The organism is Sphingobium sp. WR1 (assembly GCF_059693745.1).
Map to the genome: position 1 here is coordinate 256,196 of NZ_JCATID010000002.1, position 15,824 is coordinate 272,019.

At 65.9% G+C, this 15,824-nt stretch carries 16 protein-coding genes; 5 read left to right on the plus strand and 11 right to left on the minus strand.

Features of this window, described 5'->3' with window-relative positions:
• Window positions 1-8 precede the first annotated feature (8 nt).
• Together AC58EF_RS03725 and AC58EF_RS03730 are read right to left on the minus strand one after the other, a co-directional pair.
• On the minus strand, window positions 9-1,145 hold the full coding sequence (locus AC58EF_RS03725; protein ID WP_497274613.1) for an EmrA/EmrK family multidrug efflux transporter periplasmic adaptor subunit: 1,137 nt from the start codon (window positions 1,143-1,145) through the stop codon (window positions 9-11).
• Entirely contained in the window at window positions 1,138-2,655 is a 1,518-nt protein-coding gene (locus AC58EF_RS03730; protein WP_497274614.1) for an efflux transporter outer membrane subunit, read from the minus strand. Before AC58EF_RS03730 ends, AC58EF_RS03725 begins: the two co-directional genes overlap by 8 nt.
• 155 nt (window positions 2,656-2,810) lie before the next feature.
• Here AC58EF_RS03730 and AC58EF_RS03735 point away from each other — a divergent pair, with 155 nt between their 5' ends.
• Window positions 2,811-3,422 carry a TetR/AcrR family transcriptional regulator gene (locus AC58EF_RS03735; RefSeq protein ID WP_497274615.1) on the plus strand — a complete coding sequence of 204 codons (612 nt, stop codon included), beginning with the start codon at window positions 2,811-2,813 and terminating at the stop codon, window positions 3,420-3,422.
• Here the strand turns inward: AC58EF_RS03735 and AC58EF_RS03740 are convergent.
• The 4 genes from AC58EF_RS03740 to AC58EF_RS03755 are packed head-to-tail and all read right to left on the minus strand — an operon-like array spanning window position 3,371 to window position 5,873.
• Window positions 3,371-3,958, minus strand: a complete 588-nt coding sequence (locus AC58EF_RS03740) for a winged helix-turn-helix domain-containing protein (protein WP_497274617.1) — start codon at window positions 3,956-3,958, stop codon at window positions 3,371-3,373. The two genes, AC58EF_RS03735 and AC58EF_RS03740, sit on opposite strands and share 52 nt — an antisense overlap.
• 39 nt (window positions 3,959-3,997) lie before the next feature.
• Window positions 3,998-4,936, minus strand: a complete 939-nt coding sequence (locus tag AC58EF_RS03745) for a transposase (protein WP_497274618.1) — start codon at window positions 4,934-4,936, stop codon at window positions 3,998-4,000.
• Window positions 4,924-5,736: a hypothetical protein gene (locus AC58EF_RS03750; RefSeq protein ID WP_497274620.1), complete on the minus strand. Its 813-nt coding sequence runs from the start codon at window positions 5,734-5,736 to the stop codon at window positions 4,924-4,926. The genes AC58EF_RS03745 and AC58EF_RS03750 overlap by 13 nt, the downstream gene beginning before the upstream one ends.
• On the minus strand, window positions 5,733-5,873 hold the full coding sequence (locus tag AC58EF_RS03755) for a hypothetical protein (RefSeq protein WP_497274622.1): 141 nt from the start codon (window positions 5,871-5,873) through the stop codon (window positions 5,733-5,735). The genes AC58EF_RS03750 and AC58EF_RS03755 overlap by 4 nt, the downstream gene beginning before the upstream one ends.
• Before the next feature lie 147 nt (window positions 5,874-6,020).
• On the opposite strand from AC58EF_RS03755, the gene AC58EF_RS03760 reads away from it, so the two are divergent.
• Window positions 6,021-6,638 (plus strand): response regulator transcription factor, encoded by a 618-nt coding sequence (locus AC58EF_RS03760; RefSeq protein WP_497274623.1) that lies wholly within the window; start codon window positions 6,021-6,023, stop codon window positions 6,636-6,638.
• Window positions 6,639-6,641: 3 nt separating this feature from the next.
• Here AC58EF_RS03760 and AC58EF_RS03765 read toward each other — a convergent pair whose 3' ends face one another.
• The 4 genes from AC58EF_RS03765 to argH form a co-directional block, all read right to left on the minus strand.
• Window positions 6,642-7,400 carry a precorrin-2 dehydrogenase/sirohydrochlorin ferrochelatase family protein gene (locus AC58EF_RS03765; protein WP_497274625.1) on the minus strand — a complete coding sequence of 253 codons (759 nt, stop codon included), beginning with the start codon at window positions 7,398-7,400 and terminating at the stop codon, window positions 6,642-6,644.
• The gene (lysA, locus tag AC58EF_RS03770) at window positions 7,400-8,662 is read right to left on the minus strand and encodes a diaminopimelate decarboxylase (RefSeq protein WP_497274627.1); all 1,263 of its coding nucleotides are present in this window, start codon (window positions 8,660-8,662) and stop codon (window positions 7,400-7,402) included. The genes AC58EF_RS03765 and lysA overlap by 1 nt, the downstream gene beginning before the upstream one ends.
• Window positions 8,663-8,771: 109 nt before the next feature.
• A complete protein-coding gene (locus AC58EF_RS03775; protein ID WP_497274628.1) occupies window positions 8,772-9,029 on the minus strand; it encodes a hypothetical protein in 258 nt (85 codons plus the stop codon).
• On the minus strand, window positions 9,029-10,396 hold the full coding sequence (gene argH, locus AC58EF_RS03780) for an argininosuccinate lyase (protein WP_497274630.1): 1,368 nt from the start codon (window positions 10,394-10,396) through the stop codon (window positions 9,029-9,031). Before argH ends, AC58EF_RS03775 begins: the two co-directional genes overlap by 1 nt.
• A 43-nt stretch (window positions 10,397-10,439) precedes the next feature.
• Between argH and AC58EF_RS03785 the strand changes: the two genes are divergently transcribed.
• The 3 genes from AC58EF_RS03785 to AC58EF_RS03795 all read left to right on the plus strand — a co-directional run bounded on the left by AC58EF_RS03785 (window position 10,440) and on the right by AC58EF_RS03795 (window position 14,372).
• Window positions 10,440-11,042: a TlpA family protein disulfide reductase gene (locus AC58EF_RS03785; protein ID WP_497274631.1), complete on the plus strand. Its 603-nt coding sequence runs from the start codon at window positions 10,440-10,442 to the stop codon at window positions 11,040-11,042.
• Between the two features lie 251 nt (window positions 11,043-11,293).
• Window positions 11,294-13,825, plus strand: coding sequence for a TonB-dependent receptor plug domain-containing protein (locus AC58EF_RS03790; protein WP_497274632.1), 2,532 nt, complete (start codon window positions 11,294-11,296; stop codon window positions 13,823-13,825).
• A 115-nt stretch (window positions 13,826-13,940) separates the two neighbouring features.
• A complete protein-coding gene (locus tag AC58EF_RS03795) occupies window positions 13,941-14,372 on the plus strand; it encodes a RidA family protein (protein ID WP_497274634.1) in 432 nt (143 codons plus the stop codon).
• 42 nt (window positions 14,373-14,414) lie between these two features.
• Here AC58EF_RS03795 and AC58EF_RS03800 read toward each other — a convergent pair whose 3' ends face one another.
• On the minus strand, window positions 14,415-15,731 hold the full coding sequence (locus tag AC58EF_RS03800) for a hemolysin family protein (RefSeq protein ID WP_497274636.1): 1,317 nt from the start codon (window positions 15,729-15,731) through the stop codon (window positions 14,415-14,417).
• Window positions 15,732-15,824: the final 93 nt, after the last annotated feature.

The following is a 15,824-nucleotide window of genomic DNA, read 5'->3' on the forward strand; positions in this document are numbered from 1 at the left end:
GGCCGTCCTCACTGTTCGGAAAGGTCCAGCTCGACTTCCATCGACAGGCCCACGCGCAGCGGGTGCGCGGCCAGTTCCTTGGCGTCGAGCTGGATGCGCAGCGGCAGGCGCTGCACCACCTTGATCCAGTTGCCGGTCGCATTCTGCGCCGGGATCAGCGACAGGGAAGAACCGGTGCCGCCGGAGAAACCGACGACCTTGCCATGATAGACGACGTCGCCGCCATAGAGGTCGGACGTGACCTTGGCGGGCATCCCCACCTTCACGTCACGCAACTGGCGCTCCTTGAAATTCGCATCGACATAAAGCTGCGACAGGGGAACGATCGTCATGATCGGGCTGCCCTGCGCGACGCGCTGGCCCACCTGCACCTGCCGCCTGGTGATCACGCCGTCGATCGGCGCGCGGATGATGCTGCGATCGAGGTCCAGCTGCGCCGAATCCAGCCGCGCCTTGGCCGCCATCACCGCTGGATCGGTGTCGACGGTCGACCCACGCACCAGCGCGTCATTGGCCTCCAACTGACCGGTCGCGGCGCCGCGAGTGGCCTCCGCCGTCTTCACGCCCGCGCGCGCCAGATCGAGCGCGGCCCTGGCGGCGGCATAGCCCTGACGCGCCGTGGTGACTTCATCGCCCGAAACAGCGCCGTCGCCGACCAGCGCCTCGCGGCGTTGCAGGTCGATCCGCGCCTTTTCGAAATCCGCCTGCGCCGTGGCGAGCTGGGCGCGGGCCTGGACGATATCGGCGCCACGCGCATCGACCTGCGCGGTCAGCGAGCCGCTGGTCGCCACCGTCTGCCGGAAGCGGCGGCGCGCCTCGGCCAGATCGGCCTGCGCCTGCGCCACCGCGATCCGGGCGTTGGTGGGGTCCAGCTTGACGAGGATGTCGCCCTTTTTCACCGCCTGTGTGTCGCTCACCAGCACCTCGATCGCCTGCGCGGAAATGAGCGGCGTCACCTGCGCCATCTCCGCATTCACATAGGCATTGTCGGTGCTCACATGGTTGCGCCCGATCAGTAGATACCAGACGCCCCAGATCAGGCCGACAACGATCACGACAATGGCCAGTCGGATCAACCAGGTCCTGCGCGCCGACTGACGCCCGTTCTGCTGTGCATCATTGGTTTCGAGAGCGGCGTCAGCCATGCGGTTGATCCTTGGAGTGAGTGTCGCTGGCGGTAAAGCCGCCGCCCAGCGCGCGGATGAGGGCGATGTCGGTGGAAAAGGCGCCTGCTTCCAGCACGGCGAGCGCCTGGCGCGCGCTCAATAGCTGGTCCTCGACATTCAGCACGTCGAGATAGGTCGACAGGCCGCCCTTGTAGCGCTTTTGCGCCACGGAATAGGCATCCTCCGAGGCGGTGACGGCGGCGCGGGCATCGGCCAGCCGCTGCTCCAGCGTCCGCCGGGTCGTGACCGCATCGGCCACCTGCTGATAGGCGGCCAGCACCGTCCTGTCATAGGTGGCGACCGCTTCGTCATAGGTGGCGCGCGCACCGCGATACTGGCCCTGGAGCGATCCTCCGCGGAAGATCGGCAGGCTGATCGCAGGGCCGGCATTGCCGAACAGCGAATCCTTCTTGAACAGATTGTCGGTGAAAGGTTGGGCCGAGCCCACTGCGCCGCCATTGGCGAAGACCGTGTTGTAGCCCAGCGATTGGACGCCGATGAGCGCGCTGAGCCGCACCGCCGGGAAGAAGTCGGCGCGCGCCACCTTGATCCGCTTGGCCGCGGCTTCTGTCCGGGCGAGCGCCGCGGCGATGTCGGGACGCCGCGCCACCAGGTTGGTGGTGACGTCCGCCGGCAGGCCGAGGGACGCCAGCTTGCCCGCCTGCGGCCGGGTGATCGACAGGCCGCGATCCGGCCCCGCGCCGATGAGCGCCGCGATCTGGTGCTGCCGCACCTGGATCGCCAGCCGTGCGCCCGCCAGCTGCGCCTTCGCTGACGACACGGTGGCATCCGCCTGACGCACGTTGCCGCGCGTTTCGAGACCATTTTGCCGCCGGTCTGCGACCAGTTTCTGGCTGGCCATGCGGATATCGAGCGCGCGCTGCTGGATCTCCGCCTCGTCATAGAGGCGGGCAAGGTCGGCATAGGCGTCGGCGATGCCGGTCGTCAGCGCCAGCCGCGCCTGCTGCGCGTCGATCTCCGCCGCGCGTGCCTCGGACGTGGCGGCCGCCAGCGCCGCCTTGTTCTTGCCCCACAGGTCGAGATCGAAGCCCAAGTCCAGCGCCACCCGGCCGGTGCCGAGCCAGCCCTGCGGCACGAACTCCTTGGGCATTCCCATATTGTAGCTCTGCTTGGTCGCCGCCGCGCTGGCGTCCAGATTGGCGGACGGCAGCATAGCCGCCCCGGCCTGCTGCGCCATTGCCTGCGCCTGGCGGAAACGTGCCGCTGCGATCGCCATGTCGGGCGCGTTGCGCAACCCTTCCTCGATCAGCGCGGAGAGTTGTGGATCGCCATAGGCGCTCCACCAGCCCCCGCCCGGCCAGGCAGCGTCTTCGGCCGCGCCCAGACTCTGCTGCGCGGCCACGCTTTCGGGTGCGCGAATCACAGGTTTGGGACCAAGATTGGGGATCGCGGCGCAGGCGGACAACAACATCGCCGATGTCGTCGCCAGCAGGGCGCGGGAGGAAAAAGCCATGCGACTCACCGCCATAACAAACCGTACCAGATAGTATGAAAATGGCCATTGCGCCGGTTGCACGGCCTTGTCAACAGGGTTAGCGTACTATATGGTACGATTTCATGATGGAGAGCAAAAGGCCCCTCTTCTGCGGCCGAAGGGAAGCGCGCCGCCGGAACCGGCAGGACATGATCCTGACCGTGGCGCAGCGCTATTTCCTCAACCATGGCTATGCCGGGACGACCATGTCGGGCATCGCGGCGGCGCTGGGCGGGTCGAAGGGCACTTTGTGGAATTATTTCCCGTCCAAGGAGCGATTATTCGCCGCCGTGCTCGCGCGGGTGGCGCGCGCCTATCAGGCGCAATTATCCCAGCTGCTCGATCCCGACGAGGATTTGGACAAAATATTGCTGCGCGCCTGCCTCAGCCTGATCGGGAAGGTCACGTCACCCGACTCGATCGCGCTGCACCGGGTCATCATCTCCGAAGGCGGCCGCGCCCCCGAAATCAGCAAGATCTTCTTCGAACTCGCCCCCCGCAACACGCGAGGCCTGATGGCGCATTTTCTGGAAGGCGCGATGGCGCGGGGCCAGTTGCGCACCGCCGATCCCACCGATGCCGCCCGCGCGCTGATGGCGCTCTGCATGGCGGGCAGCCACCAGCAACTGCTAATGTCCCAGATCACGGCGCCCGACCCGGCGCAGATCGAACGCGATGCGGCCTTCGCCGTCGATATCTTCCTGCGCGCCTATGCGCCCGATGGGGCACCGGCGCAGCACCCGTCGACATCGAGCATATAGCCTTCCCCCTTGACCGTACGCAGGATCGGCCGCGCGAAGCCCCGGTCGATCTTGGCCCGCAGGCGCGACATATGCACTTCCACGCTGTTGGTGCCGGGATCGAAGTCCAGTCGCCACACCGCGCGCAGCAGTTCCGCCCGGCTCACCGTCTCCCCCGGCCGTCGCGCCAGATAGAGGAGCAGCGCATATTCGCGCGCCAGCAGCGGCACCGATCGTCCCGCCCGCGTCACGCCGCGCTCCATCAGATGCAGCACCAGGTCGCCCACTACCAGCTGGGACTGCCGGAGCTGCGTGAGGCGGATGATCCGCGCGACCGTTTCCGCCTCATGCATCCATGGCCCGACCACCTCATGAGCCCCGCCTTCAAGCGCCCGCGCCCGCTCTGCGGGATCATCCACCCCCTGCCACAATATCGTCGCGTCACCGGCACGGAGATGGGGACGGACGGCGCCGGACCGGATCGCCAAATCGAAGCCGCGCGCGTTCAGCGCCCGTGCCACCGGGGCAAAGTCACTGCCCAAATCATGGCATTCCATCCGTCCGCCCACGCCCGACCCGTCAGCTGCTGATCCCTGTCACCCGACCGTCCCGTGGACAGGAAAACAAGCCATTTCATCTCCATAATGGATCGATTGCAGCGCATCCACGCTCGCCCTTCGGATCAGAGGACTGTTGCTGCGTGCGCCCAGCTCCCAATGCGCCATTCGTTCCGCCGCCCCCATCCCCATCTCCAACGCCTGCCCTGCCGTCAGCCGCATCGCATCCTGTGGATGCCCCTTCGCAAATGCGTCGGCCAGGTCCAGCGCATTGCCGCCGCCGCATCCCACCGCGATTTCCAGCAGCAACTGCGCGCTCGCCACGGTCATGCATTCGGCAATCACGCCCTTGTCGGTGTCGAACCGATATTGCCGTCGCCAGCCCTGCTGCGGCCCGCTGGCCAATATGTTGAGCGAGACGGACATGGCCTCCGGCGGCAATTGCGCATGAATGTCGCGATTGGCACGATAGAGCAGCATCTTTCCTTCGCCCAGATGACTGCGTTCGACGAAACGTAGCGCCACGCTCTCCCCCGCCGCGCCGGCCACGTCGCCGTCATAGCTATAATAGTCCGATCCATAACCCGGCCCGAGATAGCCGACCGTCAGAAAATCGAAGCCATGGTCATGCGGCACATGGTAGAGGAAGGGCGCGGTGCCGCTCATTCGCACGACATGGTCGTTCGGCGCCGGCCAGAAGGCCGCGCGCAACACATATTTGCCCGCCGGCGGCCGCAACAGCATCACCTGCGCCGAATAGGGGTTGATCCGCCGCTGCTCCGCGCACCGCGTCTTGAGTTGGGCAATCGCCGCATCGGCCAGGAAATGGCGGTTGCGCGACAGCGCGCGCAGCATCGGCGCGGCAGCGGCCAACCCATCTTCGCAGGACGGGTCGAAATCGCTGCTTTCACACCAGTCGACCAGATCGTCCAGGCCGATCCTGCCGCCGGTTTCCGGCGGTGTGATCAGACGGGGCATGGGGCCGCCTCAATCTGCGCCAATGTCCGCTCCGCCAGCATACGCACCCCGTCCTCCGCTTCGGTCCGCGCCATATGCCGAAGCGCCGGCAGCGCCCCCGCCGTGTCGAGCGCCAGATATTCGCGCATCACCGCCCAGCGCTGCGCCGGCAGCTCCGCCTCCAGCGCGGCGGCGAACCGGTCGGCGGCATCGCGCCGTCCCTGCATCCGCAGTAGCGACAGCAACATCAGCGCGCGCGCATGGCCCTCATCCGCCTGCGCCTCCGCGACCGGCGCACCGCTGCCCGCATCGAACAGGCGCGACACGACCGGCCCGACTGGCGCAATCTGCGCACGCAACATCAGCAACGGCGCGTCGCCCGGCCGGAGGCGCAGCGTTTCCCGCCGTTCGTCCAGCTCGATCACGCTTCCCGGCGGACAGAGGCGCGGGCCGGTCGCCACCGCCCGTCCGCCATCTATCCGGTATCCGTCCACCGACATCGCTCGGTTCAGCGGCCGGCAAAGCGCATGGCGCCCGGAAAAATGGAGCCGCGTCCCCGGATTGCGCACCGGATCGACGACGGTCGCCGTCACCCAGACCCGCTCGGTCCGCGCGAACACCAGATGCCGCGCGGCGCCACTGCGGCTCGCCCGGAAGGCGGGAAGGTGCAGTGGATCGGCTCCGATCCGCGCGCATTCCTCGCCCAACAGCGCCTCGAACCAGCCGATATCCGTCAGGAAAGGCCGGATCAGCGCCACCGCCCGGTCGAGTGGCGCCGTATCGGCCGCCGCCACCGCGTCGGCCAGCGCGCTCACACTCACCGCTGATCGATGATCGCGATCACCACATCCATCAGGCTGATGTCGAGCGCGTCGCCATCGGCGACCCCGAACAGGCTCATGCCTTCAGGCAAATCGACGATATCCTCAATGGCAAGCTGAGTCTGGGTCTGCGGCATGATCATTTTCCTCCTTGATGAATGGAGGCAGGCTATGGCGCAGCGGGGATGCGGGCCAATTAAATCGGTTTAATCGGGGATCGCCCCGTTAACCATTTCTTCGTCGGTCGAACCTACACTTTGGGCATAGTCCCAGGGATCAATCCAATGCAGTTTTTCCGGCGCGCCATTCGCCAGCAGAAGCAGGCCATCTTGAAGAATTTGGCGCCGCAACGCCGCCTACGCATTCTGCTGGTCGATGAAAATGCCACCGCCCGCGCGGTTGTGGCGCGCCGCCTTTCCCATCACAACTATGATGTCATGGTCGCCGAAAACGGCCATGTCGCGCTCGGCCTGCTGGTGGCGCAGCGGGTGGACATCATCCTGATCGACATGGGCCTGACCTTATTGCCGGCGGTGACGACGATGGACCGGATCCGCGCCGGCCATCTTGCCGGCTCCGCCTGTTTCGTGATGATCGGCGGCCGCGAGGACGGCCAGTCCGCGATCGAGGCGCTCAAGGCCGGCGCGGACGACCATATCCTCAAGCCGTTCGACTTCGACCTGCTCGACGCGCGGTTGCGCCACTTGTGCCGGCGCGCCGAACAGATCGGCACGCTCAGCCGGCAATATGCCGAACTGGACGCCCGCATCGCCCGCCGCGCTGTGGAACTGGGCGAAACCCGCGAAACGCTGCGCGAAATGCAGGCTGACCGCGCCCGCCTCGTCTCCTCGATCCAGGCCTTGCAGGACGAAATCGCGCGGCTCAGCGCGCCGCGCAGCTGATCCTCAGTCCAACGCCAGCCACAGCGAAAGCCCCTCCCCCGGTTCTTCGGGCGGTGCGTCCACGAGGATTCGCGCGGCATCGGCGCGCGCGCGATCCAGGATCGCGGCCGGTACCCGGGCCGGATGATAGATGCGGTCCGCTTCTCCCAGCAGCCGCGCCGCGCGCAGGGTCAGATCGTCGGGGTCGCCCGAAATCAGTCGAATCTTTTCCAGCCGGGACGCGACATGATCGCCGGTCACGGTCAACCACGCGGGCACGGCATCGGTTGCTTCCTCCTTCAGCGGATCGATGATCCCGCCCGGCGCCAGCCCCGCGTCGATCGCCCGCCGCCGCGCGGCCGCGTCTGGCCAGCGCGCCCGGATCGCCGCGCGCGCGCCGTACAAAGCCTGCGCAAGTGCACCCAGCCGCGCGGGCAACAGCGCCTCCAGCCGCTGTCGCAGCGCCTTGGCCAGCCCCGCCGACGCGCCGCCGGTGCCGATCGCGATCAGCACCGGATCGCGATCCACGATCGCGGGCAGGGTGAAGTCGCATAAGTCGGGCCGATCGGTCGCATTGACCAGCACGCCCCGCGCCCGGAGCCGCGCCACCACCGCCGCGTCGCCGTCCGACACGATGGCGATCCGCGCCGCCGTATCCTCTTCACCAACGATGCGCGCGCCGGCCCGCTCCAGCAGGCGGCGCTTGGCCTCGGCCGCCTCACCCTCGCCGGTCAGGATGACCGGGCGGCCCGTCAACGCCAGGAAGACGGGCAGGCTTTGCATCAGGCCACCCAGTCGGGAATGATGTCGCCGTCGATCAGCGCCTGGATCGGCGGGCGTTCGCGCACCACCGCCCATTTGTCGCCCGACACTAGCACTTCGGGGGTCAGCGGGCGGCTGTTATAGGTGCCCGCCATGGTCGCGCCATAGGCGCCCGCGGTCATGAAGGCGACCAGATCGCCCGCCTGCACCACATCCATGTCGCGGTGCATGGCGAAGGTGTCGCCCGTCTCGCACACCGGCCCGACGACATTGGCGGTCGCACGATTGCCCGCCGGCTTCACCGCACGGATATCGTGCCAGGCGTCGTAGAGGCTGGGGCGCATCAGGTCGTTCATCGCCGCATCGACGATGACGAAAGGCGCCTGCGCGCCCTGCTTCACCCGCACCACGCGCGACAGCAGCGCGCCGGCATTGCCGACGATCACCCGGCCCGGTTCGAACATCAGCCGCACCGGCCAGCCCTGCGTCACCCGCGTCACCATCGCGCCATAGTCGGCGGGGCTGGGCGGCAGCGGCTGCGAAGGATCATAGGGCACACCGAGGCCGCCGCCCAGATCGGCGGTGCGGATGTCATGGCCCGCCGCGCGCAGCGCCTCGATCAGCGCGCCGACCTTGACGAAGGCGGCTTCGAGCGGCGCGAGATCGGTCAGCTGGCTGCCGATATGGACGGCAACGCCCTGCACGTCGAGGCCGGGCAGAGCGCGCGCGGCGGCATAGCTTTCCAGCGCGCGGGCATAGGGGATACCGAACTTGTTTTCGGACTTTCCGGTCGAAATCTTGGCATGGGTGCCGGCGTCGACATCGGGGTTGATGCGATAGGCGACCGGCGCCGTCTTCCCCATCGCCACAGCCACGTCGGACAGCATCTCGGCTTCCGGCTCGCTCTCCAGATTGAACTGGTAGATGCCCTGTTCCAGCGCGATCCGCATTTCCTCTTCGGTCTTGCCGACGCCGGAGAAGACGATGCGATCAGCGGGAATGCCCGCCGCCACCGCACGCAGCAATTCGCCGCCCGACACCACATCCGCACCCAGCCCGAGTTTCGCCAGCGTCGCCAGCACGGCGGCATTGGGATTGGACTTGACCGCGAAGGCGATCAGCGGGTCGGCGAGTTGCGACAGGCCGTCGCGGAACACGCCGACATGGCGCTCCAGCGTCGCGGTCGAATAGATATAGACGGGCGTGCCGACCGCCTGCGCGATCGCGTCCATCGGCACCTGCTCCACCTGCATGGCGCCGTCGACATAGGTGAAATGATCCAAGGTCTTGTCCTATATCCCTTCGTCATTGCGAGCGTAGCGAAGCAATCCAAAGTCGCTCCGATGGATTGCTTCGCTACGCTCGCAATGACGATATTGCTATCGTTCGGTCTTACTTGGGCTTCGCTTCGGGCGGCAGGTCGAATTCGTCATTGCCGCGCTGGCGCGACTGGGTGAGCAATTCGACGTTGCGCTCCGGGCGCGCCTGAATGGACGGCTGCATCAGGTCGGCGGCGGTCGGCGCGGTCGCTGCGCCCACCGGCACGGCGGGCAGTTTCTGCCCCTGCACGGGCTTGAGCGGCTGACGCCCGCCACAGGCCGCCAAGGTGAGAGCCAGCGCCATCAGCCCCAGCCCGGCGATCGTCCGCATCATCCCAGTTCCTTCTTCGCATCGGCGATCCGCGCCCGCACCTGAACCGGCGCGGTCCCGCCATGACTCTGGCGGCTGGCGACCGAGGCGTCCACGGTGAGCACCGCATAGACCCGGTCGTCAATCCGCGCGTCAATCTCTTTCAGCGTTTCCAGCGGCAGCCGGTCCAGCGGCACCGCCGCCGCCTCCGCCGCGGCCACAGCGCGGCCGGTGATATGATGCGCCTCGCGGAAGGGAATGCCGCCCTCACGCACCAGCCAGTCGGCAAGGTCGGTCGCGGTGGCGAAGCCGCTTTCGGCCAGCCCGCGCATCCGGTCGGTGCGGAACGTCACCGTCTCGATCATGCCGGTCATCGCCGCAATCGACAGGCCGAGCAGGTCGTGCGCCTCGAACACCGGCGGCTTGTCGTCCTGCATGTCCTTCGAATAGGCGAGCGGCAGCCCCTTCATCGTGACGCACAGCGCGTTCATGCAGCCCAGGATCCGCCCGGTATGGCCGCGCACCAGTTCGGCCGCGTCGGGATTGCGCTTCTGCGGCATGATCGAGCTGCCGGTCGAATAGGCGTCGGGCAGCTTGACGAAGCCGAAGGGCTGGCTCGCCCAGATGATGAACTCCTCCGCCAGCCGCGACAGGTGCAGCGCCAGCTGGGTCGCCGCCATCAGATAATCGAGCGCGAAGTCGCGGTCGGATACGCTGTCCAGGCTGTTGTCGGTCGGTCGGGCGAAGCCCAGCGTCGCCGCCGTCATGTGGCGATCGGTCGGGAAGCCGGTGCCGGCCAGCGCCGCCGCGCCCAGCGGACATTCGTTGAGGCGCGCGCGGGCATCAGCGAAGCGGCTGCGGTCGCGGCGCACCATTTCATAATAGGCCATCAGATGATGGCCCAGCGTCACCGGCTGCGCCGACTGGAGATGGGTAAAGCCCGGCATCACCGCATCGGCATTTTCCTCCGCCCGCGCCACCAGCGCGCGCTGGAGGCCGAGCAGTCCGGCTTCCACCTCGTCGATCGCATCGCGCACCCAGAGGCGGAAATCGGTCGCCACCTGATCGTTGCGGCTGCGTGCGGTGTGCAGGCGACCGGCCGCCGGGCCGATCAGCTCGGCGAGGCGCGACTCCGTGACCATATGGATATCTTCCAGGTCCAGATTCACCGGCACGCCATTGGCTTCATATTCGGCGGCGATCGTGTCGAGGCCCGCCGAAATCGCATCGGCATCGGCCTGGCTGACAATGCCCTGCCTGGCCAGCATCGCGACATGCGCCTTGGACCCGGCGATATCCTGTTTCCACAATCGCTTGTCGAAGGGGATGGAGGCATTTATCTCCCGCATGATCGATGCCGGGCCGGCGGCGAACCGGCCGCCCCACATGCTGTTGGAGCCTGCTTCCGTGATATCGTCATTCCGCGCGCTAATGATACTGCTCCTGCCTGCCGCCCTGGCGGCCTGCGATAGGCAATCCCAGCCCCCGGAGCAAGACAATGCGCAAGTCGATGCCGGCATCAGCGGTGAGGTTCCGGCCACGTCGGGCGAGGCGAAAGGCGGATCGAAGGACAGCGCCTTCCACTATAAGCTTGATCGCGGCAAGGCGGGCGCCCCCGCCCCCGATTTCACCTTCCTCGATCCCGACGGCGGGGAAAGCAGGTTGCAGGATTTCGCGGGCCGCCCGCTACTGGTCAATCTCTGGGCGACCTGGTGCGCGCCCTGCGTCGCGGAAATGCCGACCCTTGACCGGATCGCCGCCACCCATGGCGCGAAGGGTCTCGCCGTCCTCACCATCTCGCAGGACAATCAGGGGATGAAGGCGGTCAAGCCCTTCTTCGAAAAGCATAAGCTGCCCAATCTCAAGGGCTATGCCGACCCCGAAAACCGGCTTGGCTTCCATTATGCCACCGGCCAGCTCCCCACCACCATCGTCTATGACGCGCAGGGCAAGGAAATGGTCCGCGTGGTCGGCGCGATGGATTGGGAAAGCGCGGAGGGTCGGGCGCTGATCGACGCGGCGATGGCCTCTTGATTCCAGCCGAAAAGTGCAAAGACGAATGAGGATGAAAAATCCTCCATACCATATATTAGAAAATAACGCTTTGGAAATATAAAGACACCTCTTGGTGCTTGATCCGTTCGGATAATAGGATGGACGGATTTTCTCTAGAAACAATGAAGAAATATTGCGATTTTCCTACATTTTTTGCACTGCAATAGAGGATTTCAGACAGCCGGCCGTCACTCCCCTTGTCATCCATAATGAATAATCAGGGGGCATGAATGACGAGATTATCCGCACTCAAACTTTCTCTTATCCTGGCGTCGTCCTGGTCGGCTGGCGCGCTGGCGCAGGAAACGCCGCAGGAACCGCAGTCCGACGACGGCGCCGCCATCATCGTCACCGGCACCCGCGCCGCCGGTATGCAGGCGGCCGACAGCGCCGCGCCGATCCAGGTGCTCAGTGACCAGGCCATCGCCAAGGTGGGCCAGCCCAACCTCAATCAGGCACTGACCCAGATCGTGCCGAGCTTTACTGCCCAGACCCAGGGCACCGACATGTCGAACTTCGCCCTGTCGGCCCGCCTGCGCGGCCTCAGCCCGAACCACACTCTGGTCATGGTCAACGGCAAGCGCCGCCATGGATCGTCCATCCTTCAGGTCATCGCCGGCCCGTTCCAGGGTTCGGCCGCGCCCAGCATCGACCTTATTCCGCCGGACGCCGTGTCGCGCATCGAAATCCTGCAGGATGGCGCCGCCGCCCAATATGGCACGGACGCGATTGCCGGCGTCATCAACCTGATCCTCAAGGACCAGACCGAAGGCGGCAGCTTCAAGGTCACTGGCGGCCAATATTATGACAGCGAGGGCGAGCTTTGGAGCGTCAGCGGCAATGCCGGCTTCAAGCTGGGCGAGGACGGCTTCTTCAACGTCACCGCCTTCCACCGCCGTCAGGACTATACCTCGACCGGCACCGGCCAGGTCCAGATCACCCGGCCCGACGGCACGCTGCAACCCAATGTCCCGGCGCAATGGTCCAACCTGTCGGGCGATGCGCTTTCCGGTATCAACGGCGGTCAGGCCAAGTCCGAACTCAGCCTGCTCTTCTACAATATGGGCTATGATTTCGGCGGCATCGAATTTTACAGCTTCGGCGACATTTCCCGCCGCATCGGCTATGCCAAGCAGGGCTATCGCCACCCGTCGCGCATCTGCCGCAATCCCGCCAATCCGGGGGGCAGCATCACCACCGCCGCTTATGATCCCGCGCTCTGCCTGGGCGATACCGGCATTGTCGGCATGGTGCCCCAGCAGAAGGTGGAGCAGGACGAATATAGCATCACCGGCGGCGTCCGGGGCGATGCGGCCGGCTGGAACTATGATTTCGGCGTGACCTATGGCTCGGACAAGAACCAGATATACACGATCGATTCGGCCAACCGATCACTTTATCTCAACACCGGCTTCACCCCGACCGACTTTTATGACGGCATGTTCAAGCTGACCCAGCTGACCACGACCCTCGACATCCGCAAGGAATTCGACGCCGGCCTGGCCGGGCCGCTGACCTTCGCCTTCGGTGGCGAATATCGCCGCGAGAAATACACGATCGGCGCGGGCGACGAAGGCTCCGTCTATCTCGAAGGCGGCCAGTCCTTCCCCGGCTACCAGCCCAGCGACGCCGGCACATTCGGCCGCCATGTGAAGGCGGTCTATGCCAATGTCATTCTGGAACCGGTGGACAATTGGACCGTCGACCTTGCCGGCCGCTACGAGGATTATAGCGACTTTGGCGACACCAGCATCGGCAAGGTGACGACCCGCTACGATTTCTCGGACGCCTTCGCGATCCGCGGCACGGCCAGCACCGGCTTCCGCGCGCCTACCTTGCAGGAAGGCAATTATTCGGCAACCAACGTCAGCCCGACCGGCGCCGTGCTGCAACTGCCACCATCCTCGACCGCCGCAACCCTGTTAGGCTTCAGCGCGCTCAAGCCCGAAAAGTCGACCAACTTCTCGGCCGGCATCGTGCTGCGTCCCATTCCCAAGCTCGCGATTACGCTGGACGGTTATTATATCAAGATCAAGGATCGCATCGCCGGCACCGCGCAGATCCGCGGCACCGTCAACGGCGTGATCCAGCCCGGCAATCCGGCGCTGGGCGTGCCAACCGGCCAGCAGGTGCTCGACGCCATCGCCGCCCGGGGCGTGGCCATCGACAATGTGCCCAATCTGGGCGTCGCGACCTTCACCAACGGCGTCGACACCCGCACGCTGGGCCTGGACTTCGCCGCGCGCTATCCGATCAGCCTGGACTTTGGCCGCCTCGACCTGTCGCTGACCGCCAACTACACCAAGACGAAGGTCACGAAGAACCGTATCCCGGGCCTCTTCAGCGCCCAGTCGGTCAGCTATCTGGAAGATGCCTCGCCCGATTATAAGATCGTGTGGAGCGGCCTGTTCACCAGCGGCAGGTTCAGCCTGAACGCGCGGGAAACCTTCTACGGTAGTTCCAGCATCCTGGTGTTCCCCGCGATCAGCGGCGCGCCCTCCTTTACCGGCGTGGTCAAGGCGACCGCGATCACCGATCTGGAGGCCAGCTATGCCTTCACCGACGCCGTGACTATCTCGCTGGGCGCGAACAACCTGTTCGACAAGCGTCCCGAAGTGCCCAAGCTGCTCGCCGGCTATACCATCGCGCCGGGCGTCTCGCCCTATGTGAACGGCACCACGACCTATAATTCGCCCTACGGCCATGGCGCCTATGGCAGCTCGGGCGGCTATTATTACGCCCGCATCGACTTCAAATTCTGATGGTCTGACACGCGGTCACGAAGGGAGGGCCGGTCCGGAAACGGGCCGGCCCTTTTACTTGAGAGGGGATTGGAAAGATTGCATGGATATGCGCCTGACCCAGGGGAGAGTGATTATGAAGCGTCTTCTTACCGCCGCAATGATGCTGGCGGCCGCCCCCGCCATGGCCCAGCCCGCCGCTGCCCCGCAGCCGCTTCCGACCAAGCCCCCTTTCTCGCCCTCTGTCCGCGTGGGCGATATCCTCTTTCTCTCCGGCCAGATCGGCCGGGTGCCTGAGGGGATGGACCGGCACGGGGAAGGGTTCGACGCGGCGGTGAAGAACGCCATGGATTCGATCGGCCGGATATTGAAGGACAATGGCCTCGACTTCGGCAACGTCGTCAAATGCACGGTGATGCTGGACGACATGGCCGACTGGCCACGCTTCAACACCGCCTATCTCCCCTATTTCGTAGGCAAGCGCCTCCCCGCCCGCAGCGCCTTCGGCGTGGACGGCCTAGCGCTGGGCGCTCCGCTGGAAGTGGAATGTATCGCAGCGTTCAAGTGAGGCGGCGTTGCGCTATCCATCGCCCGGCCTCTCGAACCCGCACTATCGCACGGCTACCAGCAGCTTGTCGATCTTGCGCCCGTCCATATCGACGATCTCGAAGCGCCAGCCCTGGTCTTCGGCATAGTCGCCCACTTCAGGCAGACGCTTGAGCAGCCACAGCGCATGGCCCGCGACCGTCGCATAGTCGCGGTCCTCGGACAGGTCGATCCCGATCCGATCCGCCAGCTGGTCGATCGGCATCTGGCCCGACACCAGCAGGCTGCCATCTTCGCGTTCGACCATGTCCGGCTCGTCGAAGGCGTCGCGGTCGGACGCGAAATGGCCGGCAATGGCCGACAGCAGGTCCGCCGGGGTCACGATCCCCTCGAAATGGCCATATTCGTCATGGACCATCACCATCGGCACGTCGGATCGGCGCAGCACTTCCAGCGCGTCCATCGCGTCGACCTGATCGGGCACGACCTCCGCCCGGCGCATCAGCGCTGCGAGCGCGAGCGGCTCGCCCCGGAACAAGGCCGTCATGATGTCACGCGCCTGGACGATGCCGATGATATCCTCAACCGACCCGCGCCCGACGGGCAGGCGGGTATGCGGCGTGTCGAGTAGCTTGGCGCGGATCGTCTCCTCATCCGCGCCGACGTCGATCCAGTCGACATCCATGCGCTGGGTCATCACCTCGCGCACCGGCCGGTCGGCCAGACGCACGACGCCGGAAATGATCGCCCGCTCGCTTTCCTCGATGACGCCCGACTTGCTTGCCTCCGCGACGATCAGGTGCAGTTCCTCGGCGGTGACATGATGTTCCGATTCGCGGGTCAGGCCCAGCAGCTTGAAGATCAGGCCGCTCGACGCATCCAGCACCCACACGATCGGCGCGGTCAGCTTCGCCAGCCACAGCATCGGCGTCGCCACCAGCACCGCGATCGGCTCGGGCTGGCGCAGCGCGAACTGCTTCGGCACCAATTCGCCGATAATCAGCGAGGCATAGGTGGTCAGGCCGATGACCAGCGCGAAGCCCAGATTTTCGGCAGTGTTGGGCGACAGGCCCAGTCCCTCCAGCCTCTCCCCCACCGGGCCGCCCAGGCTGGCGCCCGAATAGGCGCCCGAAATGATGCCGATCAGCGTGATGCCGATCTGGACCGTCGACAGGAACTTGCCGGGGTCGGCCGCCAGCGCCAGGGCGGTGCGCGCGCCTGTGCGCCCGGCTTTCTCCATCGCCTGGAGGCGCGGCTTGCGGGCGGACACGATGGCCAGCTCCGACATGGCGAAGACGCCGTTCAGGGCGACGAGCGCCAGAATGATGACGAGGTCTGCCCAGGGAAAGGGCGTCGGACTGGGAGGGGGGATCGGGGCCATGGCGGTCAGTGTCCCCCTATAGACGCTAATCTTTCAATTTCACAACATCGCCATCAGCAAGAGTTCAGTTCGCTTGTGGAACAAAGATTGCCG

What these genes read in the sequence shown, in the direction of transcription:
- AC58EF_RS03725 (WP_497274613.1), bottom strand. Translation starts at nt 1,145, where the DNA reads ATGGCTGACGCCGCTCTCGAAACCAATGATGCACAGCAGAACGGGCGT.
- AC58EF_RS03730 (WP_497274614.1), bottom strand. Translation starts at nt 2,655, where the DNA reads ATGGCGGTGAGTCGCATGGCTTTTTCCTCCCGCGCCCTGCTGGCGACG.
- AC58EF_RS03735 (WP_497274615.1), top strand. Translation starts at nt 2,811, where the DNA reads ATGATCCTGACCGTGGCGCAGCGCTATTTCCTCAACCATGGCTATGCC.
- AC58EF_RS03740 (WP_497274617.1), bottom strand. Translation starts at nt 3,958, where the DNA reads ATGGAATGCCATGATTTGGGCAGTGACTTTGCCCCGGTGGCACGGGCG.
- AC58EF_RS03745 (WP_497274618.1), bottom strand. Translation starts at nt 4,936, where the DNA reads ATGCCCCGTCTGATCACACCGCCGGAAACCGGCGGCAGGATCGGCCTG.
- AC58EF_RS03755 (WP_497274622.1), bottom strand. Translation starts at nt 5,873, where the DNA reads ATGCCGCAGACCCAGACTCAGCTTGCCATTGAGGATATCGTCGATTTG.
- AC58EF_RS03760 (WP_497274623.1), top strand. Translation starts at nt 6,021, where the DNA reads ATGCAGTTTTTCCGGCGCGCCATTCGCCAGCAGAAGCAGGCCATCTTG.
- AC58EF_RS03765 (WP_497274625.1), bottom strand. Translation starts at nt 7,400, where the DNA reads ATGCAAAGCCTGCCCGTCTTCCTGGCGTTGACGGGCCGCCCGGTCATC.
- AC58EF_RS03775 (WP_497274628.1), bottom strand. Translation starts at nt 9,029, where the DNA reads ATGCGGACGATCGCCGGGCTGGGGCTGATGGCGCTGGCTCTCACCTTG.
- argH (WP_497274630.1), bottom strand. Translation starts at nt 10,396, where the DNA reads ATGTGGGGCGGCCGGTTCGCCGCCGGCCCGGCATCGATCATGCGGGAG.
- AC58EF_RS03785 (WP_497274631.1), top strand. Translation starts at nt 10,440, where the DNA reads ATGATACTGCTCCTGCCTGCCGCCCTGGCGGCCTGCGATAGGCAATCC.
- AC58EF_RS03790 (WP_497274632.1), top strand. Translation starts at nt 11,294, where the DNA reads ATGACGAGATTATCCGCACTCAAACTTTCTCTTATCCTGGCGTCGTCC.
- AC58EF_RS03795 (WP_497274634.1), top strand. Translation starts at nt 13,941, where the DNA reads ATGAAGCGTCTTCTTACCGCCGCAATGATGCTGGCGGCCGCCCCCGCC.
- AC58EF_RS03800 (WP_497274636.1), bottom strand. Translation starts at nt 15,731, where the DNA reads ATGGCCCCGATCCCCCCTCCCAGTCCGACGCCCTTTCCCTGGGCAGAC.